Below are 20,685 nucleotides of genomic sequence, written 5' to 3'. Positions count from 1 at the left end.
AGCCCCGCCTAATAACACAAAAATGGAAATTAACCTTAAATTTACGACTATCTTGATCACCCCACAAACCCGTCTGTCACTAAAGGCAGAACGCTTGCTTTCTTGACTAAGACTTAATAGAACAGAGCGTAGGTCGCAATACAAAAATCGTAGGAAAGGATAAGTACACAAAAAATTGAGAATTACTGCTTCAACCAAAAAGAAAACCCATCGACTAAAAATAATTTTTCCTATCCTCTACCACACTTGTAGATGCCAGCTACAAAGTTAAGGTAATCATCTACAACAACTGGATAGCTACAACTATTGAGTTGCTAGCCACGAAAAGTAAATTTAGAACGATAGAAAATGGTGACTCATGGTATACGCCTTTAATAACGTAGCTGCTAGTTTAAGCTAATTCATTTATCGCACAATAGTACTCTCACTAACAAAGAAAGCATGCGTTCAATAGCTGATCACATGCCTCTCAAGTGCTACACTAGCATAGTATGTTTTCCTCAGGGCTAACAGACTACTATCTATTACAGAGATCATTTGTATTTGCATAGTAATTTCACTAGCAGACTAGCCTTATAGTTTGCTTCTTGGCAAGTCATGTGCATCACCATTAATTAAAATAGACTGGCATTTTAAAATGAAAAGAATTGAATCCTTAGACATTTTTAGAGGTATTTGCGCAATCTTAGTAATGTTTTTTCATATAAGAGTATCAGGCACGATTACTGAGTTATCAATTTCAAGAAATGCATTTATATTTGTAGATTTCTTTTTTATCCTAAGTGGTTTTGTTATAGCAATGAAATACACAAATAGCTCTAACACATTCAAGGAATACATAACAAGTCGTTTCTTTAGAATATACCCTCTTTTTTTCATATTAATGACAATATCAATTTTAACTGAAATTTTAAAATACATAGCCCATAAGAAACTAGGCATCGAATTTGGGGCTACTCCATTCACCGGAGGTTCGTCCCCTGAGTTTATACCTTATTATTACACTTTAACTCAGGCGTGGTTTTCGTGGGTAAAAAGTGATGGATTCCTTTATCCATCATGGAGTATAAGCATTGAATTTTATATGTACATTATTTTGTGGATCCTGATTTCAGGGAAATTTTATAAGTCATCATCGTTTGCCTTTTTATTATTTTCAATTTCCATATCGCTTTATCAACACGGAGCATCATATCCAAATGACATAATTAGAGGCATGACTGGTATCCCTTTGGGTGCATTAGCATTTTATTTCAGAGATAAGATTAAAGCGTTGCCATATATGGAACTGCCTATGATAATAATTTGTTATTTTGCTGTTAGTCAGGATTATAGTTACAAATACTTTTGTGTAGCCGCTAGTTTCCTCATTACAATAGTAGTATTTAGTCATGATGCTGGGGTTATTTCAAAGATAATAATAAACAGGCTTTTAAAATACATAGGAAAACTTTCTTATTCTATCTATTTAACTCATGCACTTGTATTATATGCATTTGTCTTATTATCAATATTAATCGGTAAAGCTCTTGGTGTGAATTTCAGCCATTATGAAGGGAGCTCCAGAGTAATTGACTTTGGAAATATATTTATTAATAATACATTTATTATAAGCGCGATTATCGTTACTATTATTACATCGCATATTACAAATAAATATATAGAGGTACCGTTTATGAAGATAGCAAAAAGAAACAGTTTAAATATATTAACAAAGTAGTTTTTATCCAAATTTAATTTAATGGTTGTCACATGGCAACCATCAAATAAATTTGGATTATTGCTGTTATTGAGTTTATTTATGAACACTGCCCCCATAAAAGATACCCTGTTGTAATAACTAGCACTACAGCACTCAACACCAGCCCTAGCTGATACTGATTGTCAGATTGGTAAATATCACAGGTGGGTATTCGTACATGAGGATTCCCGCATTCGAACTAGCGGTGAAGTTGCTCCGAAGTTACGCAAAATGCGAGTCGATAGCAATAAAGCATGGCGATCGGCACTCAAGAGGGCTGGTATAGAAGACTTACGTTTTCATGATCTCCGTATGGGCAAGTTGGTTAGTTCAGTCTGGCGTTCCTATCTCCGCACTACAAGAAATGGGTGGATGGGAGTCTGTAGAAATGGTTCTCAGATATGCACATCTGTCACCTAATCATCTAACGGAGCACGCTAACCAAATCGCCGTTGTTTTTGGAGTTTACAGCACAAATACGACACAAGGGGAGATGGTGGAACTGAAAGAAGTGATGTAACTAATTGAATTTGTTGGTGGGTCGTGGCGGGTTCGCCCCTCCCTGCCAATTGATTAAGAGTGAGTAAAACTACCTTTAAACCAGTGACTTACCGCATCTTCCGCCGCTCACACGCCCCAAGACGGAAAAGTTGTAAAGCCATTGAAGATGCATGAAAACACAGTGAGTCCCATATCTGCCCCAGAGAATTACCGCCGGCCACTCATCTGATGATCTACGAAAATGCTCTCTCCCCTCACATGACACTAATATGCAACGCCCGTGCGGTATCGCGGAAACCAGAGTTGTTCATAGCAAGGTCAACACAAAATGGATACTTCACGTCAATTTTAACCATTTCATCCACTCGATTAAAAAGGTGATCTTACAACCTAGCCAATTCTTTGAATACTTGACCAGAAAACTTATAAGCACATTTTATAATAACTTATAATCGCACTTTATAATTTCCTCTGGAATCATGAACATGGCGTTCAGCCGTTTTACACCTGCTGTTGTCAGCAGTATTCAGGTACCAATTCAGATTATGGTGTATGCAGGACTGTTTGTTTTTTCCGAATGGTTGGTGGTTGTGTGGCATTTGCCACTGCCTGCCAATCTGGTCGGTATGTTGCTGCTGCTATTATTATTGGCCTGCCATATAGTGCCGCTGAAATGGGTGCGAGTAGGTTCTCGCTGGCTACTGGCAGAAATGCTGCTATTTTTTGTGCCTGCAGTGGTCGCCGTGGTGAATTACACTCAGTTATTGATGGTGGATGGATGGCGTATTTTTCTGGTGATTGCAATCAGCAGCCTGCTGGTTCTGGGAACGACTGCGCTGGTTGTAGATAGAGTTTGTCGTTTTGAACGAGCTCGTGAAGCGCGCAAACAGGCAAGCATTGAGCGGGCAGGTGCGTGATGACTAATTTTCATACCAGCATAGCGTGCTTGATTCTCACGCTGGCTCTCTACTTTGCCAACAAAAAACTTTATCGTCGCGTTCACAAAATGCCGCTGATGCCACTAGTGCTTACGCCGATTCTACTCGTTGCGACGCTTGTTTTCGGCCATATCTCTTATCACAACTATATTGGTGAGACGCACTGGTTACTATGGCTTCTTGGCCCAACGACTATCGCTTTCGCAGTGCCAGTGTATGAAAATCTGGGAGTGATTAAGCGCCACTGGATGTCGCTCTCTGCAGGCGTGCTTACGGCAACCACGGTGGCTGTGACTAGCTCAGTTTGGCTGGCACGTCTATTTATGCTGCCGGATGAAATTCAGCGCAGCCTCGCAGTGCGCTCCATTACCACCCCCTTTGCATTAGCCGCTGCGAAATCGCTGGGCGGACAGCCACAGCTCGTCGCCTTGTTTGTTGTGGTGACGGGTGTATTCGGCATGGCAGTTGGCGACGTACTTTTTCTGCGCCTCTCCATTCGTGAAGGTATAGCGAAGGGCGCCGGATTTGGCGGAGGCTCACATGGGGGAGGTACGGCACGATCCTACGAAATAGGTCTACAGGAAGGTGTGGTTGCAAGTCTTGTAATGATGCTTTCCGGCGTGGTGATGGTGCTGGCTGCACCACTGATTGCATTGTTTATGTTCTGAATTGACATTACAGGGTAGTTACGCAAGCTACCCTGTAGTCGCTTAGATTGATTCTCGTTGCTATCTTAGATTTACCCCGCGCAATCCGCGCCTGGCAATAACCATTTGAATCACTTAAACGCATTAGCGATCCACTGGTATTGTCAATGCGCCGGTCTCTTGCATACGAACCGGCGCAAACTAAACGACTCTTCTGCGATTTACTCTTGTTCCATTTCTACTTGTATTGTTTTATGAAAGCCCAAGTGTGTCTGCAGGTGTATCAATAAATGAAGCCACTAATAATGTTACAGGGGTTATAAGCTGGAACAATGACCACACACTGGCGTTATCGAGAGTGCCGGCACTGGTGGAGTGATTACGGCCAAAGTGACGATGAATGGGATAAACAATGAGTTATGGGCGCATACAGGCACACAGGGTGTAGCGTTATCCGGCATAAGGGGGTGCTAATCGCTGAGGTGTTGAGGTAACAGAACGGCCTACCACGTCAAAATTTTATACCCACGAAATTCAAAATCCATTAGAGAGATTTTAGGTCGGAATTTTAAATCTGATTTTTTCTCAGGTATCCCCGAAAAAACAAAAGGCTCGCAATTTTCATGCAAGCCTTTGAATTTGTTGGTGGGTCGTGGCGGGTTCGAACCGCCGACCAATTGATTAAGAGTGCGTAGAACTACCTTTTAAACCAGTAACTTACCGCATCTTCCGCCGCTCACACGTCCCAAGATGGAAAAGTTTGTAAAACTATTGAAGATGCATGAAAACACTGTGAGTCCCAAATCTGTCCCAGAGTATTACCGCAGGCCACTCATGGGTGATCTGCGATAGTGCTCTCTCCCATCAAATACACGGGTTGTCATCGAACTCGCTCATCGTCATATCGTTGACTACATGCGTCACAACACCGAATATCTCAAATCCCGTCTCTTCATCTGCAAACGTCACATCATCATAATTTTCCAGCTTCGCTAAACACGGCACTGGCATAGTCAGTAATCGGCGCAAGACGAACTCACCGCATAGTCCTGCCTATATGTTAAGTAACGTCACTTGATGCATCATTAGTGTACATTTCCTTTAGTATCTAAACCCTAGCAAAACAAATCAGAAACATATTATAACGATGCGTTTACTACAAGCCTGCATTTAGCTACCCTCACATAACCCACAGGACTAGTGGGTGTTTTGTTGCTAAGCAAATAATTGTAAGCAAATCCGAGGATGAAAAAATGAATAAATACCTTTTGGTTGCAGTAAGTTCCACACTCCTTTCTTTCTCAGCTTTATCTCATGCGGCGACTGAAATTACTCGCTCAGATGCTGATAACTACACAAAAATCGGTGTGGTCAGTGTTGATGTGCATGATGGTACCCTAGATGCTGTTGTCAAAATGATTAATAAAGAAGCTGATGAGAAGAATGCGGATGCATATCGAATTTCTTCTCTTGGTGATGCAGGCATGGGTGATACCATGCGTGGAACTGCTGAAATATATAAGAAAAAATAAACATTAGTTAGTTATGCTGGTCACAACCGTGATCAGCATACTTGTGACCACATTCTTTCCTATCTGCATGAATATCAATTAAATAATTAAATCATTCTGGCTATATTCGATTTCCACACTTCGTGACAAATATCACACTCCAACATTAAAAAAACTTATAACTACTATTCTAAACTAAAGTTCTTATGTAATACCCATAATCAACGTTTAACTTAAAAGACATAAGGATTTGAAAATGAGAAAATTAGCGTTAAGTGCAATTGTTTTAACATTAATCTTCAGCGGTACTGCAGTTGCGGAAATGTCGCAGCATTCTGTTATGGTTGGCGGCTCTGCAATGATGCCAAATAAAAATATTGTACAAAATGCCCTCAACTCTAAAGATCACACAACGCTTGTTGCTGCCTTAAAAGAAGCAGGATTAGTTGACACCCTAGAGGGTGAAGGACCATTTACAGTTTTTGCTCCAACTAATGAGGCTTTTTCTAAATTGCCGTCCGGCACGGTTGAAAATCTTCTTAAGCCAGAAAACAAAAAACAATTAACTGATGTGCTAACTTACCATGTTGTCCCTGGCAAATATGATATGAAAAAAATGGCGAAAATGCTTAAAGATGGTGACGGCAAAGCAGAGCTAAAAACCGCTAACGGTGAGGCACTATGGATAATGTCTAACGGGCCTCATAATATTCAAATCAAAGATGCAAAAGGTAATATTGCTAACATTTCCACCTACGATGTTATGCAAAAAAATGGCGTCATTGATGTAATTGATACCGTACTAATGCCATAGTCGGATACTCTGTCCTGTGATTTATTTTAATCACTTAAACGCATTAGCGATCCACGGGTATTGTCACTGCGCCGGAGTCTTGCATACGCTCCGGCGCAAACCTAATTACTCTTCAGTTGTTTTCTCTTGTTCCATTTCTTCCTGTGCTGCCTTTTGTGCCAGATTCCAGATCGAATCCTGTGGCATTTCTACACGAATCGAAATGAATTGGTCAGACGGTATATCAATGGGAGCACCTTCCTCATATCCGTCTTTGATATTTCTGGCGAATTCTGGAGCATCCGGATAGGTACGGTGATAGGTTTTTACCAAAATAGAACCATCTGCATCAACTTCATAATCAAGCCAAAGCAAACGCTGACCATTGCGATCGGCTGGGACTTCAAAGCCACCATCTATGCCGCCCCACGCTCCATCTGAATTCATACCAAGAACATTACTAATCCGATAAACGCCGACGCTTTCACGCGATACCAGTGCACCTTCTGACTCATCATTGGTGTCGAATGTGCCATCGTGGAAAATATTAACGATTGGCGATGCCGTTTTTAACGTTCCATCAGAGGCTACCGTGGTATTACCAGTGTGATAAATCTTTCTCCACGCTTCAAAAACAGACGATTCGCTCCCCCTAAAATAGAGTCGACTCCCCCTGCCGGCAATCTGTAGCTTAAATTCTGCTGGGTTGACGGCATGGGCAATTTGTATCCCCATGGTTCCAGATGACTCAGCTCCATCTATTGCACTTGTCATAATAGTGCTTCGCTGATTAGAGTTAGACCATGCATCATTCAGCGATGGGCCACCTAAGCCATGAGCACCATTAATCATCACCCTGCCTTTAGCGGCATCTCCAACACTTTGCTGAATATTAGCCGTAGATGCCGAGCCTAAATTAGATAACTGATTTGATAAACTATTCCATGATGGGCCTGAGAAGGTACTCCCATCGGGTAATCGAATCGTAATGTTACCATTACTGCTGAATACTAACTGCCAGTTCTGTTTATCGTAATTCAGTCCACGCAACGCCTGTGCTGTTTCTGCTGCCAGTTGTGCAGTTATAGCGTTCATTGCATCGCGCGGTACCGATGACCATGCCGCACCAGCTTGAGTCGGACCGTCATAATTTTTGAGCAGCGTAACGCTAGTGGCACTATTTACAGTTTTAACCGGCAGCGTATAGGTAACACCACCAACAACGGAGACGATAAAGTCCCCTGCCTTTAAATCTGTGGTGAATACCGTTCCTGTACCAGATACCGCCGCTGAGTTATTTGTTAGCGTTATTGTTCCGGCTGACATATTTATTATTCCTCACTAAAACTTAAAATAGTCACTTGCATCAAGCACGATTGATGGCGTAGATATATTTGGAAACTGCAATGTTACGCCGCCTGTATTTATCGTCCCTTCGACAGTTCCCCGTCCTCGTCTAATTTGACGTCCAGATATTTGCAGGCCCATATTATAAACAGTCCAGACAGTTCCGCTTCGCGTTCCCGTTTTCGCTGAGCGTTCAAGAGGAACCATCGGGCGAAGAACACCACTATCCTTGTAGTCATTCGATATAGATACGGATGCACCTAAATTAAATGGGGCGTATTTGCTAGAAAACACAAGACGACCGCTATCATTCCATATGGCAAGCCCCCATGTATCTAACTGCAATGTAAAATCAGAGGCGAATACGCAGATATATATTTCTAAGGTAGTGACACCCGATAATCTAATTACATTATCCAATCCCATTTCAACAACGGCAGAAGCATTGTTCCAATAACAAAACACACGCTTGTTCGAGCCGAGTATATTGCTAGGCGGCGTCCATCCATTGGAAATGTTTAGCTTTTGGGCGTAAACACAATAACCTAACTTCATTGTGTCATTTATCTCGGTATATCCTCTCATTCCTTGTACTGCTAGCCCCCAATGTCCTGATGGTGCCTCAGGAACTTGGTTGTACTCATATACATCAACGGTAAATCCATTAGGAAGGCCGCCCTGTATGCCTGGTACCGCGGGGCTAACGTTAAAAGTGATAGTATTACCAGACCTTGACCATCCTGTAATGGCATAAACCTGATCGTTATAAGGTGATGAGCTTGAAGATGTTCCAATCTGAATCCCGTCACGTGGAACACATAAGGCCGTTGACCCTGCGGTAAACCCAAGATTGAAACTATAGGACGTGCCTGTCCCTGAGTTATGTTTTATTTTTACTGTACCGATATAACTAAGAAGTCCTGCTGTATTTTTATCTATCCTAAGTCGTGTATTTCCATCATCGCCGTAAATAGCCAACCCGAAATCTGACATTAGAACACCCCCGTCAAATAGCCTAGTTGAACTTTTAATTGTCGTGATGCATTAGCAATACTGATTGTTACATTGTCTTGTTTCATCATACCCAACGAATTAGAACCATTGATTTCTATTGACCCAGTTCTAAACCCAATTCTCATACCCGAGCGACCAACAACATAATCATCCGATTGGAGATAGTCGGATATTTTTCCCGAATCAATAGAGGCTTTTTGAATAAACGCATCATTCATAAATACCTGTCCATTGATAACAGCAAACGGAGAATATTGAGTGTCACCGCTGCCACTCATTAATACAAACTGGTTAGCATTAAAACCAATGCGCGTAATGACTGGCTTTCCCTGCTGAGCTAACACAGCAATAGACATACCCGCACTATAAAATACATTATTGATGCGAACGCCTGCTTTAAGTGTATGAATTGCTGTAGCGCCGTCTGCATCTACAGTCGCCGTAAGCTTATCCTCAAGAACAGAGGTGACAACCGCTTGAAGTTCTCGATCGTGGCGTCTACTGATTGGCCGGTGGCCTTCTCCATAGCCAGCGCCGAGCGTGTAACGCTTTCCAACTGGTTAGCGCCAAAAGCGCCAGTGCCTACAACCTTTGCCAACGCCGCGGCCGCCGCGCCCTGCGTTCCACCTGATTTGGCTATGGTTTTAGCCATTTCATTAAGGCGGTCAGTAGTTACGCCAGCGTAATTGCCAGTTAGGATCAGCTGTTTGTTAAACTCTGTGCTTTCTTGGGCTCCTTGATAGTAAGCAACACTAAGCGCTATGGCTGCTGTAGTGATCCCTCCGACTAATAACCGCATTGGGGTTAGTTGAGAAGCTAAAGCCTTTGCTGCGTTACCGATCCCGCCGAAAGAGTCTTTAATCTGGCCGCCCTGTTGAATGGCGACCATATAAACCGGCATATCCGGCCAGATTTCCACGATCACATCGTCGTAATCATCGGGGCTAAAGCCAAAGGCGTTATTTATTGGGATTTCAGGCGTATAGAATGCCTCGGCAAGCGCTATTAGTTTTTTTCGCGGATCGCCATCATTTCGCGGGTATATTCCTGCGCGATAGCATCAAATGCGCGCGGGTAATTTTCCAAAAGCGTGATCAGATTATCGCGGTTGAATTCTTCCGGCAGTTCCCAGCCTTGGCAAATTTCCATTAAATAATCTGCGGTTGGTTCATTGGTGAATTTTTTATCTTCACGCATTGCGACCAATTTTTCGTTTAGCTCTTTTTCTAATGATTCCAAATCTGAGCGGCGTTTATTCTTAAATGTAATGATTAACTCGCCGTCATCAGCGCCAGCGCGGGGAATGGTTACCGGCTTAGAAAAGGTAGGGTTTGGAATTAAAGTAAATTTGGTAGCCATAAAACTATTTCCTATTGAATTAATTCATTTCTAATGATGGGAGTAATAGCCCGTCATTACGGGCTATTAGCGCTAAGGTAACGGTGTTATTTTTTTGGTGCGGCGGCGCTCGCTGGCGCAGTAGCGCTAGCCTGTTTATAGGCAGTCAAACCAGATTGAAGGTTTAGCGTTGCCGTGACCGTTTCAACCGTGTTCACCGCAGTGTTAGGAATATCGTTAAAGGATGCCTTAGCAGACCAGTAGCGATTCTCTTTTGCCTTCGGCACAAACATGTAAGCGGCTAAGGTGTCTTGCGAGCTATCCGCTTGTCGCAATAGGTCATAAAACGGAAGGCTTGAATCATGGGCAATTGTGTATGTTTGGACGCGGGCAGTTTTGAACGTGTTTACGTTGCGCTGCGTTGTATCGGATAAGAACTGAAGCTGTATGCTCTGCTGTTCACCACCTGAGCTAGCCACTTCAGTAATTTGAGACATTTCCTCCCATGACTTAATGACTCGGAAGCTACCTGCGCCGCCACCAGCGGCAAAATCGCCGGTGTTCAACGTATTAATGTCTTCGAGCGTTACAGAGGATTCAGAGGCTTCTTTAACTCGCGCGATAACCTCATCAAGACCAGGCCACGCCGAGCGGATGTGAATAATATCGCCGGCTTTTGCCTTGGTTGCTTCGGCAGTAGTGAAAACAGTTTCGGCCGCGTTAGTTGCTGCGGTTACGGTTTCGGCTTCCGCATATGTTTTAGCAAGATAAACATGCGAGCCGTTAGGCAATGCAAAGCCCATAGGGAATACTCCAATTTTAGGTATAAAAAAACCGCCCTAAAGGCGGTGTGTTTGGTTTGCTTGCTGGGGAATATTTAGCGGCGGATCGCTTGGTAAATACTTCCACCAGGGCGCAGTGCTTTTGAGATACTTTCTTGCATTAATTGCTCTGTATCTTTGTAAGCGGGTTGCTTAGGAGCCGTTTCGGTACCCAGCATGCCAGCTGGCAGGCGTTCAACCAATTCCAGAAGATGGGAAACCTTAGCTAAGCCTGTTGAACCGCTCAGTGCCAATTTTCGCAATTAGATTAGGCTGGTATCCAGCGATGTTTCCCGAGAGGTGGTTATTACAGGGGGCACACTGTTTGTGGCAATTGTCCTCATCGAACCTCAACTCTGGATTAGCGCCAACGGTACGAAAGTGTCCGGCGTGGTATTGCCCATTATGAAGACGCCCACAACTGATACATGGCTCTGCTGAATCACGCTCTCGTATGTAGGCGTTGAATTCGGTTTGGGCTTGTTTTGCGAAGTAACTGAGGGGTTTGACTGATAACTTTCGGATTTTAAGTTTGTCTTTCTTTTTCTTCTGCTCTTGTCGTCGCTTGGTTTCTAATGCCTTTATCGCCTTTTCTCTATTCTTTAGGTTAAGTCTGACGCCTAACTCTTCCCCATGTTCAGGACAGCACCATCGTTCATTTTGGAAGCGTGGGATGAACCACTCTCTACAAATTGCACACTTACGTCGGTGACTTTTTATCATTGATTACCCTTCGATTATTTGATGCTATATTGGGAATAAATCCCAAATAGTTATTAATTGATAAGGAATAATTGATGTACAAAACAATCCTCGTTCCAATTGATCTTGATGAAGATACATTGATCTCTCTGGCTGCGAAGCATGTTGAGGATTTAGCAGAACAGAATGATGCTCGTATCCATTTTGTTTCAGTAATTCCGTCCTATCAGTACGCTGCAACGTTGAGTTTTGCATTTACAATGGATGCTCTTAATGAGAGCAAAGTGAAAGATATCGCTTTAACGACACTCAAAGGAATTGTTAGCAAATTCAATATTTCTGATGACAGAATTGAACACCATATTATTTCTGGCGGAACTCCAAAAGATCAGATTCTTAAGCTTGCAGAGAACCTAAATGCAGATTTGATTGTCATTGGATCCAATCGCCCGAGTATTGCCACATACCTCATAGGGTCTAATGCTGCTGCCATAGTGCGGCATGCAAAGTGTTCAGTGCTCGTAGCTCGCTAGTTAATGGCCCGCTTTATTCAGCGGGCATTTCATATTTGCATATATAACTCCTATACCCGACTAACAGTGCTATCAATTTAGTAAAATTGCCCCTTATCTAGAAGAAGCTCTGTAGCTGATTGAGGATATTTCCGTCTCTCGTTCCGGCGAAAATATGCTTGATGGCTGCGTTAATCATTGCGTTATAGCAACGTTCGAACTCATCCGTTTCCATGTTCGCGTATGACAAGCTCTTGGCCTCAGTTCGTATCTCACCATTTAGCCTTACTGTCTGCTCGTAAAAACCAGCGAGTATCGTTAGGTCTTTTCGAAACCGATCAAACTGGCTGTGCTCATCCATATGCTCAAGACCTGCATTGTTTGCACTCCAGTGCTGAAAGCAGAATTTGAAGAAGACGAAAATCTTTTTGTGAAATGTCGGATTGCGAGTTAGCTTGAAATCAGCGGTGTAGACTTCACCGTTTTTGAACTTGGTTAGGCGGGGTAAATCGTGTTCGAACATTGGTACAAAAACGCCACCGGCATTTTTAACCATGTCAATTTGCAAATCTCACTCCTAAGGTGCCGTTCTAATTTTTGACATCACGCAGCTCCTGAGCTTCGGTTTCAAAGGCATCTGCTCACCAAGAATCAACGCGATCAACCATTCCATCGTAGTGCGTCTCACATGATGTGAATCCGTGATACGTGAGGCCGTCGCCGTATTCGAGATACTGGTGACACATGCAACACTTGCTCATTGCTGACCTCTGCGCGGTAGGTTTAGCTTTTTGCGAATATCTGCAATTTTCTGTAGTCCAGCTTCATTGCTGATCGGAATGTGTAGCTTTTCCAACTGAACAACTGGCTTTGGTATTTCTTCACCAGATTCAATGCGCCGGCCCATAATCACCAACTCCTCAGTGCAACTCTTGCGGAGCTCTGATTCCGACTGGTTCTTACCGCGCATCTGCGAATATAGTTTTGTCACCATCCAGTACGCCGCGTTGCTAGGCCACGGATACGACTCTGGTGACGAGTACAATCCACGGTTAGCGCAGTACTCCATCACTAGGCCATACAGCTCTTCGCTGCTTGGCAAGCCATTAGCTTTCAGAACCCCCTGTTTGCACCATGCGATAAATTGACCGGGTGAAGGCCAGAACGGCGACTCACTGGATCGGGCGTGTTGCATCCCTGCCGATAGCTGCTCTCTGGTTCGGATTCCATTCTCAGCGAATGCAGCAATCCACTGTTTTTTTGCCGCGTTCTCGTCTTCAGGTCTACGCAGGTTGGTTTGGCTTGCTGCAGGGAACACCTGCTTTAGCTGGCGAAACAGAACATCAACCAAGTTTTCAGCATCTGGATTGACAATGCCCTTCATTGCCTGTGTAGCTGGGTTGGACATTCTGGCCAGCGCCGAACCATCTCGGTTTGCGATAGCGCTCATCAGTCGATGTGTCATATGAAATCTGAAGTGGTTACGATCACTAGCATGGTGAGTAAGTACGAAGGTTCATGTTGCCTGCCAGAAGTCGCGTTATACGCCGCGGGGCACCGTGGCAAAACCAAGAGCATTTATCAGGCTAGGTAGTTACCTAGCTGGCTTCAATGGGGATGGTTTTTTTCTATCTACCTCGACTTCTTTAGGAAACTTATACTCGGCACCACACTTATGACATCGCATATATTTATAGGCAAAACTTGCCGATTTATATTGAAGCGTAGACTTCATTCCAGATTCATAGCATGTAGTACAAAGGTAATGCGGTTGATACTCAGAATTGTCAGTAGGCTTCAATATATAGACCACTGTATTGGTAATGGGGTGGTAAAGTTCATAATTAAGCTTCTCATCATCCCACTCATGTTTTTGTTTCAAAAGCTTTTCGAGATCAACGATGTGGTCTTTAGCTTCACCCAGCAATTCCGTTAATGCGTACTGCCCGGTTCTAGCGTCAATTATCTTGTCAAGCAGTTCGATAGTTTTGCTTTTTACGTTGTAATCCACTTGAAGGGCGTTAACTTCTTTTGCTAAATCAACGACACCTTTCAGGGCTCCGGTAGCTCCAGAAGCAGCATCAGTAATTCTTCGAATAAGTCCTTTCTCTTCTGACATGATGAAAATCTCATTACTGTAGGGGGGATTTGATTTTATACGACTTTTCGCGGTAGGGGTACAACGAGAACCACTGCCGCCTGAGGTGGTTAAGACAGTACAGGCACTCATTATTGGCGCAGATAAACAGGCGCCAGAAGATTCGCGGGAAGATCATTCTCTTAATTTAGAGAGGTAGGTATGGCATTTGAAAAGTGCTGGATGGAAATCTTTCGCGAGGCTAAAAACGAATATCGCGAGAAGGCAATTCGCTTCAGAGAATGCGACACCATGCGTCGATGCTACGTCGAGCTGGCTTGGAGAAATAGAGCTAGTCAGCGTGAGTGCAAAATAAAAATACTACAGGTCGCTTAGGCGGCCTTTTTTATTGGGTGAATAAGGGGTGTGAGATGAATACCGCAGATTTACGCAAGATTCTTGATGAACACAAAATTTGGATTGAGTCGTTTAGAGAAAACGGATCACGTGCCAACCTGCGCGATGCCAACCTGCGCGATGCCAACCTGCGCGATGCCAACCTGCGCGGTGCCGACCTGTGCGGTGCCGACCTGTGCGGTGCCGACCTGTGCGATGCCGACCTGTGCGGTGCCAACCTGTGCGATGCCGACCTGCCAGATCACACGTTCGTAATCATGGGGCATAAATATCCAATCACTATAACCAACGGTGAATATGTCAGAGCAGGATGCCAGAACCATACAGTTGAAGAGTGGCGCAAGTACAGCAAGCAGGAAATTGCTGATATGGATGGACGTTCAGCACTGCGCTTCTACCCTCAGCTATTAGACATCATTGATTTTTATCTTGGTAAGGGTGAGCGTCCAGATTGGCTTAAAGAGCCAAGTGAAGAATCTGAGGCCGCCTAGCGGTCTTTTTTATACCCAGAATGGAGATAGATATGAAAGGTGATAACGGGGGACCGGCATTTCCAGTTGCAGGAAGCGAACACAATTACCCGATTGAAGGCATGACAATGCGTGATTACTTCGCTGCTAAAGCAATGGCATCCATTGTGCGCAGATGGGACGGTCATTCATTTGGTGGTGGCCCAGAATCACCACAGTACAAAGAGTTAGCAGAAGCTGCCTATTTCATTGCAGACGCAATGTTAAAAGCCCGTGGCGAGTAATGCACCTAGCAGGTATTCACTGAGTATCTGCTGTGAGCAATCCCGCTCATAACTGGAGAATGACTGCTCTGGTTAGCTGACACGTTTTGCCCCTCTCGTTAGGGGCTTTTTTATGGCTGGAGGAAAGTATGGCTCGTTTCTTACAAATTGAGATGCCCGACGCAAGCAAGTGGGCTGTTCCGGTGCAGAAGATTGCAGAACATCGCGCCACTCACTATGCGCATGAGTTTGATGGGGATTTACAGCGCAGCTTGGATGAAGACACGCTGCCGCTTTTTGCTGGGTCTGAATATGACATTGAAGACTGGGCAATTAACAACATGAACTTTAGCGATTTTGCTGGAATCGCCGTATGCACACAGCTTCCTAATGTTGATTACGAAGAAGGTTGGTGCAACGGAGAAAAGGAAGTAATCGAAGTTACAGCCGCTTGAATGCGGTTTTTTTATACCAAATTTCAGGCAAAAAAAAGACCTGATACGGACGCAGGGTATCAGGTCTAACAAAGCCATATAGCGATATATGACAAGTCAAAGTTCACTTCTTGGGTGAGCGGCAATCATACCAACTAATCTCCCCACAGATTTTGTGCTTATAGCGACCGTTCAGAAAGCGTTGATATACCCCATCTAAACAAACAAAGGAGATCGCCAGTGAGTGAGGAAAAGAACGAAATTGCATTAGTCACTCTGCCGAGCGTACCGGCTGAACTAGAAGCTGCTTTTATCAATGACGAATTCATTGAAGGGTTAATTAAAGACATCCGTGAAAAAGCATCGTCTGTAGTTGGTGACCTGAATACAGTCAAGGGACGCCGTTCATACATCAGCATGGCGGCGAATGTCCGTAGCACTAAGACAGCTATTGACGAGGCTGGTAAGAAGTTAGTTGCAGAGATGAAGAAACGCCCTGCTCTTGTCGATGCCAGCCGTAAAAAAGTTAGGGATTCACTGGACGAACTGGCGGTTGAAATTCGCAAGCCAGTGACTGATTGGGAGGCTGAGCAGAAAGAAAAAGAGTTCAACGCTATGTGGGATGAGGCGTTAGAGCTGGACGCCAAAATTACAGCAGAACGAGCTGCGGCTTTGGCGGCTAAGATTGAAGCCGATCATGAAATGGCTTTACTCATGAACGAGAAGATTGACAGAGAACGCGAAGAAGCACGACAGAAAGGCACCACTGATAAAGGTTCCACAGCCTAAGAATAAGCGCATACGGTGGCTTGAGCCACATGAGGCTGTTAGGTTAATTGATGAGTGTCCAGAACCACTAAAGTCTGTTGTCCGCTTTGCTTTAGCAACCGGCCTGCGCCGATCAAATGTACTTGATCTCGAGTGGCAGCAGATAGACATGCAAAGGAAGGTAGCTTGGATTAATCCAGAGGAAAGCAAATCAGGGAGAGCGATTGACGTAGCCTTAAATGATACCGCGGCCAAAGTCTTGCGGGAGCAGATTGGAAAGCACCAAAAATTCGTGTTTGTTCACACGCATGCTGCAAACCGCTCCGATGGTTCTATTACACCGGAGATTAGGAAAATGCGTGTAGATAGCAACAAGGCTTGGAAGTCTGCATTAGTTAGAGCTGGAATTGAAAACTTCCGCTTTCACGACTTAAGGCATACATGGGCGAGCTGGTTAGTTCAAGCTGGAGTGCCGCTTTCAATTTTGCAAGAAATGGGAGGCTGGGAATCTATCGAGATGGTTCGGCGGTATGCACACCTAGCGCCTAATCATTTAACTGAGCACGCCAAGCAAATTGATGTGATATTTGGCGATTGTGTCCCAAATATGTCCCACATTGGAAATATACAGATGGGAGTTAATTCTAAGTAATTGAATTTGTTGGTGGGTCGTGGCGGGTTCGAACCGCCGACCAATTGATTAAGAGTTTTGATTACTATTATTACCTATCATTACTTTTCCAGTAAAATCAAGAAATTACAAGTTTGCTACCTTCCCCATAATGACCTAAAATACCCTATAATTACCTATCTGAGGTATCCCCGAGGTATCCCCAGATTTTTTGGGATACTTTTTGGAGGTCATGATTTTTTGCAAACTTTCAAATTCACCAAAGCCGCAATAAACGATCTTCCCCCCGCCCCTGCTGGGAAAAGAACCGAATACGCTGATTCAGTCATAAATGGTCTGAGGCTACGTGTAACACACGGCGGAGTGAAAAGCTTTTGCGCTATTCGTAAGCGTGACGGTAAGTTTATCCGTGTAACCCTTGGACGTTTTCCAGACCTCCCCATAGAGCAAGCGCGTGCGCTCGCTTCACAGGCGATTGGCAACGTAGCCACCACTCGAAAAAATCCTAACGAACAGCGACGAGCAGATAAAAATCAGGCAGTTCTGCTATCAGAGGTCTTTGAGCAGTACAAATTATCAAGAGCTGGTCGCCTATCGGAAAAAACCTCGGCTCATTATGAAAGCGCCTTAATTAACTTCTCTGGCGACTGGATGAAGAAGCCAATTGCTTATATTACTCGTGATCAGGTTGAATCTCGGCACAAGGGTATAACAGAGGGAGGAGTTTGGTTCGGTGGTGTATCGCCTCGCGCCAATGTCGCCACTGGTAGTAAGTCGCAGGCTGACCTATGGGCGCGTGTATTACGTGCCGTTTATCGCTTTGCACATGACCATTACAGAGATAGTGAGGGAAACAGGCTTTTGCCAGATCCGCCAACGATGGTATTGAGCAGTAAACGCAAATGGCATGGCACCACACGTAAAACTAGCCGTATACGCAATAATGAGTTATCACGCTGGCTATCAGCCGTAGAAACCGTCCGTGCGCAATCAATGGATATTAGGGATGATTTTGCGGTGTCTGTTTGTGATGCTTTAGACGTAGCGATATTTACAGGGCTACGACGCTCGGAAGTATTCGGGCTTGAATGGAACAGGGTTAAATTTGACGGTCGTTATTTTTGGATAGACAAAACAAAGAACGGGGATCCTCTAGAACTCCCAATAACCAATACGCTAGCAACTATCTTCCGCCGTAGATTATCGCTGCGTATCGATAATGAACCGTATGTTTTCCCCGGTGCAAGACGTGGGGTAATTCAAGAACCACGTAAGGTTATCGCTAGAATCATTGAGGCTACCAGCCCGAACGGAGAGCCTAAGTTATCTTTCACCTGTCATGATGCACGCCGTACCTTCGGAAGCGTGGCGGAGCTGGTGGGTGTAGGTCAATATATTCTTAAACGATTAATGAACCATAAAACCCTGCGTAGCGCTGATGTCACGCAAGGCTATTTGCATTTTTCTGCCGATGAACTCTACGAACCCGCTAAAAAGATTGAACGTGCAATATTGGAACACGCAGGCTTAGTAGAAAAAACAGAAAATATCAATAATCAACTTTTGTCTGCTCTTTCAGATATGAGCGATGAAGAAAAGAGAAAAATTTTATTTTCATTACTCAATAGTACCAAAGGGGTTATGTAATGCTTAGTAAATACGATTGGTTGAATGAAGATCTTGTATGTGCTTTTTCTGACTTGCTAAAAATGGGTGAGATGGCTGTTAATGCTGATATTTTCCTTGGAAAATTACTTGAAATTGAGGGGGTTGATAATATTTTAAGGAAAATACAAACAAAAATTCAAATTCGTCATCCTAATGAGGCTGATGGCATACTCCTCTGGTATTTTGCTGATTTTTTAGGTGTATATAATGGGCTTTTTTTTGAAGCTAATTTCAAAACAAAAAAAGAAAGAGAAAAAAGCAAATTAAAAATAATCAAAGCTTGTGATTCTATCATCGAAAATATGCAAGCATTGGATACTGATAAGTTTGTTGGAAGTGTTAAGTCGGAACACCTTAGCGTGGTAAACTGCGTTGGTTTACAGGGGAAAGATGAGGACTTATTAGTAATTCTTAAAATACGTGATGTGCTTGAAAGCATAAAGGATATTTCCGAAATGGATTTACCTAAATCACTTACAAAAGTATCAGTAAGAGATGCTAAATTTAATTACTTTTGTCGAGAGTTACTTTTGATAAACAATAGATGGTTTAAATCTCCGTACTGGGAAAGTATATCTATATTTGCATATTCTTTTATTGATGGGGCGCCAGAATCAAAAGATAGAATTACATCGGTGAGAAATGCTTGTGGGTTAACATCATTATCTAAATAGATAATGGCACATGTATTTTTTGTGTCATTAAATTATCTTCAACTCACTTGTAGTATGATATGCCTTAAAGTATGAAGATATACACAATGAATTAAATTCCGAAAAACGATGATAATTCTCACCATTGTTACCCATCAAACACTGTGAGGAATTATGAAACTCATTCAATCAACAGATGCAAAACTAACCCGCCCAGAAGCCGCCGAGTATATCGGCGTTGCTCCCCGCACCCTTGCTAACTGGCACAGCTCGGGCCGCGTAAAAATCCCCTTCTACAAAGTTGGCAAGAAAAAAACCATTTATTTGAAATCGGATCTCGATATGTATATGGATTCTGTACGCCAATCGTAATGTTACTGGATAGCAAACCATAATCGTTTATTAGCAGGGTATAAAAATGAAACCAATAGAAAAGCGGCCTAACGGTCAGGGGCTTCCCTACGCCCAAAATCAGGTAGGTAATATTTCGATTAATGACCTACCAGTCATTGAATGGTGCGGCGCTCGTGTCGTTACCACCGAGACATTGGCAATGGGTTACAACACTCAAGAAACAAATATCCGTACCAATTTATCAGCGAACAAGGCTCGTTTTATTGAGGGTGTACATGTATTTACCTGCAAGGGCGTACAGCTGGCAGCTTTGAGAGTCAGTAATACTGACGCACAAATATCGAGCAAAGTTCGCAGTATTACCCTCTGGACAGAACGCGGCGCTGCCCGTATGTCAAAAATCGTTGATACCGATGAGGCATGGGAATTTTTCGAGAAAATGGAGGAAAGCTATTTTTCTCGTGGAAAGAATACCGATATAGCTACGCCGAAATTTTCCGATCCTGCCGCTGCAGCTCGTGCATGGGCTGACGAGTATGAGGCCAAAAACAAGGCAATCACTTACGTACACCGTCAGGCGCGATACATCGGGCATCTTGAAAACCTATTCACCGAGGGGTTGAGCCCTACCCAGTTCTGTAAGCGGTTGAACGGCGTTAACACCAGCAAGGTTAATGCTTTTCTCAAGTCTGCCGGTTGGTTATATGACGATCGCCAAAATAACCACCATTCCCGCTGGCGCGTGTATTCCTACGCCCGAGATAAATACCTAACGGAAACCTCTCACACTATAGCCAAACAAGACAAAGAATCTTTTGAAGCACATAAGCCCATTCTTTTGCACAAGGGGGCTGTGTGGCTGTACCGCAAGTATTTAAAGGGATCGCTACCGATGAAAAAGAATTGGGACGGGGTTTTTACTCACGATAAGGAACTGGAGGACGCTAAAAATGATGATGGCCAATAAAACAAAAGCGGCCTTGCAGGGCCGCCAATGTAGAAACGCTTATCAAATGCGTAGCCAGCTTATCACGCTGATCGATCAGGTCAATAGCTTGTTAGCTGGTGGTGCTAAATCAACTGCG

At 43.7% G+C, this 20,685-nt stretch carries 23 protein-coding genes and 5 pseudogenes; 16 read left to right on the top strand and 12 right to left on the bottom strand.

Features of this window, described 5'->3' with window-relative positions; genetic code table 11:
- Window positions 1–637: 637 nt before the first annotated feature.
- The 4 genes and pseudogenes from BN1044_RS02290 (at window position 638) to BN1044_RS02275 (ending at window position 3,848) form a co-directional block, all read left to right on the top strand.
- The gene (locus tag BN1044_RS02290; RefSeq protein WP_072307387.1) at window positions 638–1,720 is read left to right on the top strand and encodes an acyltransferase family protein; all 1,083 of its coding nucleotides are present in this window, start codon (window positions 638–640) and stop codon (window positions 1,718–1,720) included.
- 144 nt (window positions 1,721–1,864) lie between these two features.
- A pseudogene (locus BN1044_RS02285) lies at window positions 1,865–2,261 on the top strand (tyrosine-type recombinase/integrase); the annotation flags it as partial.
- A gap of 460 nt (window positions 2,262–2,721) precedes the next feature.
- The gene (locus tag BN1044_RS02280; protein WP_072307386.1) at window positions 2,722–3,159 is read left to right on the top strand and encodes a CidA/LrgA family protein; all 438 of its coding nucleotides are present in this window, start codon (window positions 2,722–2,724) and stop codon (window positions 3,157–3,159) included.
- Entirely contained in the window at window positions 3,159–3,848 is a 690-nt protein-coding gene (locus BN1044_RS02275; protein ID WP_072307385.1) for an LrgB family protein, read from the top strand. The genes BN1044_RS02280 and BN1044_RS02275 overlap by 1 nt, the downstream gene beginning before the upstream one ends.
- 843 nt (window positions 3,849–4,691) lie before the next feature.
- Here the strand turns inward: BN1044_RS02275 and BN1044_RS02270 are convergent.
- Window positions 4,692–4,880: pseudogene (locus tag BN1044_RS02270) on the bottom strand (hypothetical protein); the annotation flags it as partial.
- Between the two features lie 200 nt (window positions 4,881–5,080).
- On the opposite strand from BN1044_RS02270, the gene BN1044_RS02265 reads away from it, so the two are divergent.
- Together BN1044_RS02265 and BN1044_RS02260 are read left to right on the top strand one after the other, a co-directional pair.
- Window positions 5,081–5,359 carry a YdgH/BhsA/McbA family protein gene (locus BN1044_RS02265; protein ID WP_072307384.1) on the top strand — a complete coding sequence of 93 codons (279 nt, stop codon included), beginning with the start codon at window positions 5,081–5,083 and terminating at the stop codon, window positions 5,357–5,359.
- A 235-nt stretch (window positions 5,360–5,594) separates the two neighbouring features.
- Complete coding sequence (locus tag BN1044_RS02260) at window positions 5,595–6,152, top strand: fasciclin domain-containing protein (RefSeq protein WP_072307383.1); 558 nt, start codon at window positions 5,595–5,597, stop codon at window positions 6,150–6,152.
- A gap of 105 nt (window positions 6,153–6,257) precedes the next feature.
- Here BN1044_RS02260 and BN1044_RS02255 read toward each other — a convergent pair whose 3' ends face one another.
- The 8 genes and pseudogenes from BN1044_RS02255 to BN1044_RS02225 all read right to left on the bottom strand — a co-directional run.
- The gene (locus tag BN1044_RS02255) at window positions 6,258–7,457 is read right to left on the bottom strand and encodes a phage tail fiber protein (RefSeq protein ID WP_072307382.1); all 1,200 of its coding nucleotides are present in this window, start codon (window positions 7,455–7,457) and stop codon (window positions 6,258–6,260) included.
- 15 nt (window positions 7,458–7,472) lie between these two features.
- Window positions 7,473–8,471 carry a DUF6453 family protein gene (locus BN1044_RS02250; protein WP_072307381.1) on the bottom strand — a complete coding sequence of 333 codons (999 nt, stop codon included), beginning with the start codon at window positions 8,469–8,471 and terminating at the stop codon, window positions 7,473–7,475.
- A pseudogene (locus tag BN1044_RS02245) lies at window positions 8,471–8,962 on the bottom strand (phage tail tip fiber protein); the annotation flags it as partial. The pseudogene BN1044_RS02245 and the gene BN1044_RS02250, both read right to left, overlap by 1 nt.
- A complete protein-coding gene (locus BN1044_RS02240; protein WP_247650397.1) occupies window positions 8,923–9,381 on the bottom strand; it encodes a phage tail length tape measure family protein in 459 nt (152 codons plus the stop codon). The gene BN1044_RS02240 and the pseudogene BN1044_RS02245, both read right to left, overlap by 40 nt.
- A gap of 116 nt (window positions 9,382–9,497) precedes the next feature.
- Window positions 9,498–9,851, bottom strand: a complete 354-nt coding sequence (locus BN1044_RS02235; RefSeq protein ID WP_072307378.1) for a phage tail assembly chaperone — start codon at window positions 9,849–9,851, stop codon at window positions 9,498–9,500.
- 86 nt (window positions 9,852–9,937) lie between these two features.
- On the bottom strand, window positions 9,938–10,633 hold the full coding sequence (locus tag BN1044_RS02230; RefSeq protein ID WP_061554340.1) for a phage tail protein: 696 nt from the start codon (window positions 10,631–10,633) through the stop codon (window positions 9,938–9,940).
- A 74-nt stretch (window positions 10,634–10,707) separates the two neighbouring features.
- Window positions 10,708–10,914, bottom strand: coding sequence for a hypothetical protein (locus BN1044_RS23525; RefSeq protein ID WP_168780329.1), 207 nt, complete (start codon window positions 10,912–10,914; stop codon window positions 10,708–10,710).
- Window positions 10,880–11,374, bottom strand: a pseudogene (locus tag BN1044_RS02225) (recombination protein NinG); the annotation flags it as partial. The pseudogene BN1044_RS02225 and the gene BN1044_RS23525, both read right to left, overlap by 35 nt.
- A gap of 74 nt (window positions 11,375–11,448) precedes the next feature.
- On the opposite strand from BN1044_RS02225, the gene BN1044_RS02220 reads away from it, so the two are divergent.
- Window positions 11,449–11,886: a universal stress protein gene (locus tag BN1044_RS02220; protein ID WP_072307376.1), complete on the top strand. Its 438-nt coding sequence runs from the start codon at window positions 11,449–11,451 to the stop codon at window positions 11,884–11,886.
- Window positions 11,887–11,983: 97 nt separating this feature from the next.
- Here the strand turns inward: BN1044_RS02220 and BN1044_RS02215 are convergent, their stop codons facing one another.
- From BN1044_RS02215 to BN1044_RS02205, 3 genes are all read right to left on the bottom strand, one after another.
- Window positions 11,984–12,433 carry a DUF1367 family protein gene (locus BN1044_RS02215; protein WP_072307375.1) on the bottom strand — a complete coding sequence of 150 codons (450 nt, stop codon included), beginning with the start codon at window positions 12,431–12,433 and terminating at the stop codon, window positions 11,984–11,986.
- Window positions 12,434–12,622: 189 nt separating this feature from the next.
- Window positions 12,623–13,330 (bottom strand): replication protein P, encoded by a 708-nt coding sequence (locus BN1044_RS02210; protein ID WP_072307374.1) that lies wholly within the window; start codon window positions 13,328–13,330, stop codon window positions 12,623–12,625.
- A 129-nt stretch (window positions 13,331–13,459) separates the two neighbouring features.
- Window positions 13,460–13,984, bottom strand: coding sequence for a hypothetical protein (locus tag BN1044_RS02205; RefSeq protein WP_072307373.1), 525 nt, complete (start codon window positions 13,982–13,984; stop codon window positions 13,460–13,462).
- A gap of 389 nt (window positions 13,985–14,373) precedes the next feature.
- Here BN1044_RS02205 and BN1044_RS02200 point away from each other — a divergent pair, with 389 nt between their 5' ends.
- The 9 genes and pseudogenes from BN1044_RS02200 (at window position 14,374) to BN1044_RS02160 (ending at window position 20,567) form a co-directional block, all read left to right on the top strand.
- Window positions 14,374–14,850 carry a pentapeptide repeat-containing protein gene (locus BN1044_RS02200; protein ID WP_072307372.1) on the top strand — a complete coding sequence of 159 codons (477 nt, stop codon included), beginning with the start codon at window positions 14,374–14,376 and terminating at the stop codon, window positions 14,848–14,850.
- Between the two features lie 32 nt (window positions 14,851–14,882).
- Window positions 14,883–15,113 carry a hypothetical protein gene (locus BN1044_RS02195; RefSeq protein ID WP_072307371.1) on the top strand — a complete coding sequence of 77 codons (231 nt, stop codon included), beginning with the start codon at window positions 14,883–14,885 and terminating at the stop codon, window positions 15,111–15,113.
- A 128-nt stretch (window positions 15,114–15,241) separates the two neighbouring features.
- The gene (locus tag BN1044_RS02190) at window positions 15,242–15,547 is read left to right on the top strand and encodes a hypothetical protein (RefSeq protein WP_072307370.1); all 306 of its coding nucleotides are present in this window, start codon (window positions 15,242–15,244) and stop codon (window positions 15,545–15,547) included.
- Between the two features lie 219 nt (window positions 15,548–15,766).
- Window positions 15,767–16,315 (top strand): hypothetical protein, encoded by a 549-nt coding sequence (locus tag BN1044_RS02185; RefSeq protein ID WP_072307369.1) that lies wholly within the window; start codon window positions 15,767–15,769, stop codon window positions 16,313–16,315.
- Window positions 16,278–16,946, top strand: a pseudogene (locus BN1044_RS02180) (site-specific integrase); the annotation flags it as partial. The gene BN1044_RS02185 and the pseudogene BN1044_RS02180, both read left to right, overlap by 38 nt.
- A gap of 219 nt (window positions 16,947–17,165) precedes the next feature.
- The gene (locus BN1044_RS02175) at window positions 17,166–18,572 is read left to right on the top strand and encodes an integrase family protein (RefSeq protein WP_072307611.1); all 1,407 of its coding nucleotides are present in this window, start codon (window positions 17,166–17,168) and stop codon (window positions 18,570–18,572) included.
- Window positions 18,572–19,267, top strand: coding sequence for a hypothetical protein (locus tag BN1044_RS02170; RefSeq protein WP_072307367.1), 696 nt, complete (start codon window positions 18,572–18,574; stop codon window positions 19,265–19,267). Before BN1044_RS02175 ends, BN1044_RS02170 begins: the two co-directional genes overlap by 1 nt.
- Before the next feature lie 153 nt (window positions 19,268–19,420).
- Entirely contained in the window at window positions 19,421–19,618 is a 198-nt protein-coding gene (locus BN1044_RS02165) for a helix-turn-helix domain-containing protein (RefSeq protein ID WP_072307366.1), read from the top strand.
- A 46-nt stretch (window positions 19,619–19,664) separates the two neighbouring features.
- A complete protein-coding gene (locus tag BN1044_RS02160; RefSeq protein WP_072307365.1) occupies window positions 19,665–20,567 on the top strand; it encodes an ORF6N domain-containing protein in 903 nt (300 codons plus the stop codon).
- Window positions 20,568–20,685 lie beyond the last annotated feature (118 nt).

Origin of the sequence: Hafnia alvei, assembly GCF_900095695.1 — a bacterium.
GTDB lineage: Bacteria > Pseudomonadota > Gammaproteobacteria > Enterobacterales > Enterobacteriaceae > Hafnia > Hafnia alvei_B.
The sequence above is the reverse complement of the archived record's forward strand: the minus strand, read 5'-3'. Positions and strand labels throughout refer to the sequence as shown.

What these genes read in the sequence shown, in the direction of transcription:
- BN1044_RS02280 (WP_072307386.1), top strand. Translation starts at nt 2,722, where the DNA reads ATGAACATGGCGTTCAGCCGTTTTACACCTGCTGTTGTCAGCAGTATT.
- BN1044_RS02260 (WP_072307383.1), top strand. Translation starts at nt 5,595, where the DNA reads ATGAGAAAATTAGCGTTAAGTGCAATTGTTTTAACATTAATCTTCAGC.
- BN1044_RS02205 (WP_072307373.1), bottom strand. Translation starts at nt 13,984, where the DNA reads ATGTCAGAAGAGAAAGGACTTATTCGAAGAATTACTGATGCTGCTTCT.
- BN1044_RS02160 (WP_072307365.1), top strand. Translation starts at nt 19,665, where the DNA reads ATGAAACCAATAGAAAAGCGGCCTAACGGTCAGGGGCTTCCCTACGCC.
- BN1044_RS02230 (WP_061554340.1), bottom strand. Translation starts at nt 10,633, where the DNA reads ATGGGCTTTGCATTGCCTAACGGCTCGCATGTTTATCTTGCTAAAACA.
- BN1044_RS02265 (WP_072307384.1), top strand. Translation starts at nt 5,081, where the DNA reads ATGAATAAATACCTTTTGGTTGCAGTAAGTTCCACACTCCTTTCTTTC.
- BN1044_RS02250 (WP_072307381.1), bottom strand. Translation starts at nt 8,471, where the DNA reads ATGTCAGATTTCGGGTTGGCTATTTACGGCGATGATGGAAATACACGA.
- BN1044_RS02170 (WP_072307367.1), top strand. Translation starts at nt 18,572, where the DNA reads ATGCTTAGTAAATACGATTGGTTGAATGAAGATCTTGTATGTGCTTTT.
- BN1044_RS02195 (WP_072307371.1), top strand. Translation starts at nt 14,883, where the DNA reads ATGAAAGGTGATAACGGGGGACCGGCATTTCCAGTTGCAGGAAGCGAA.
- BN1044_RS02200 (WP_072307372.1), top strand. Translation starts at nt 14,374, where the DNA reads ATGAATACCGCAGATTTACGCAAGATTCTTGATGAACACAAAATTTGG.
- BN1044_RS02290 (WP_072307387.1), top strand. Translation starts at nt 638, where the DNA reads ATGAAAAGAATTGAATCCTTAGACATTTTTAGAGGTATTTGCGCAATC.
- BN1044_RS02220 (WP_072307376.1), top strand. Translation starts at nt 11,449, where the DNA reads ATGTACAAAACAATCCTCGTTCCAATTGATCTTGATGAAGATACATTG.
- BN1044_RS02255 (WP_072307382.1), bottom strand. Translation starts at nt 7,457, where the DNA reads ATGTCAGCCGGAACAATAACGCTAACAAATAACTCAGCGGCGGTATCT.
- BN1044_RS02210 (WP_072307374.1), bottom strand. Translation starts at nt 13,330, where the DNA reads ATGACACATCGACTGATGAGCGCTATCGCAAACCGAGATGGTTCGGCG.
- BN1044_RS02190 (WP_072307370.1), top strand. Translation starts at nt 15,242, where the DNA reads ATGGCTCGTTTCTTACAAATTGAGATGCCCGACGCAAGCAAGTGGGCT.
- BN1044_RS02165 (WP_072307366.1), top strand. Translation starts at nt 19,421, where the DNA reads ATGAAACTCATTCAATCAACAGATGCAAAACTAACCCGCCCAGAAGCC.
- BN1044_RS02275 (WP_072307385.1), top strand. Translation starts at nt 3,159, where the DNA reads ATGACTAATTTTCATACCAGCATAGCGTGCTTGATTCTCACGCTGGCT.
- BN1044_RS02240 (WP_247650397.1), bottom strand. Translation starts at nt 9,381, where the DNA reads ATGGTCGCCATTCAACAGGGCGGCCAGATTAAAGACTCTTTCGGCGGG.
- BN1044_RS02235 (WP_072307378.1), bottom strand. Translation starts at nt 9,851, where the DNA reads ATGGCTACCAAATTTACTTTAATTCCAAACCCTACCTTTTCTAAGCCG.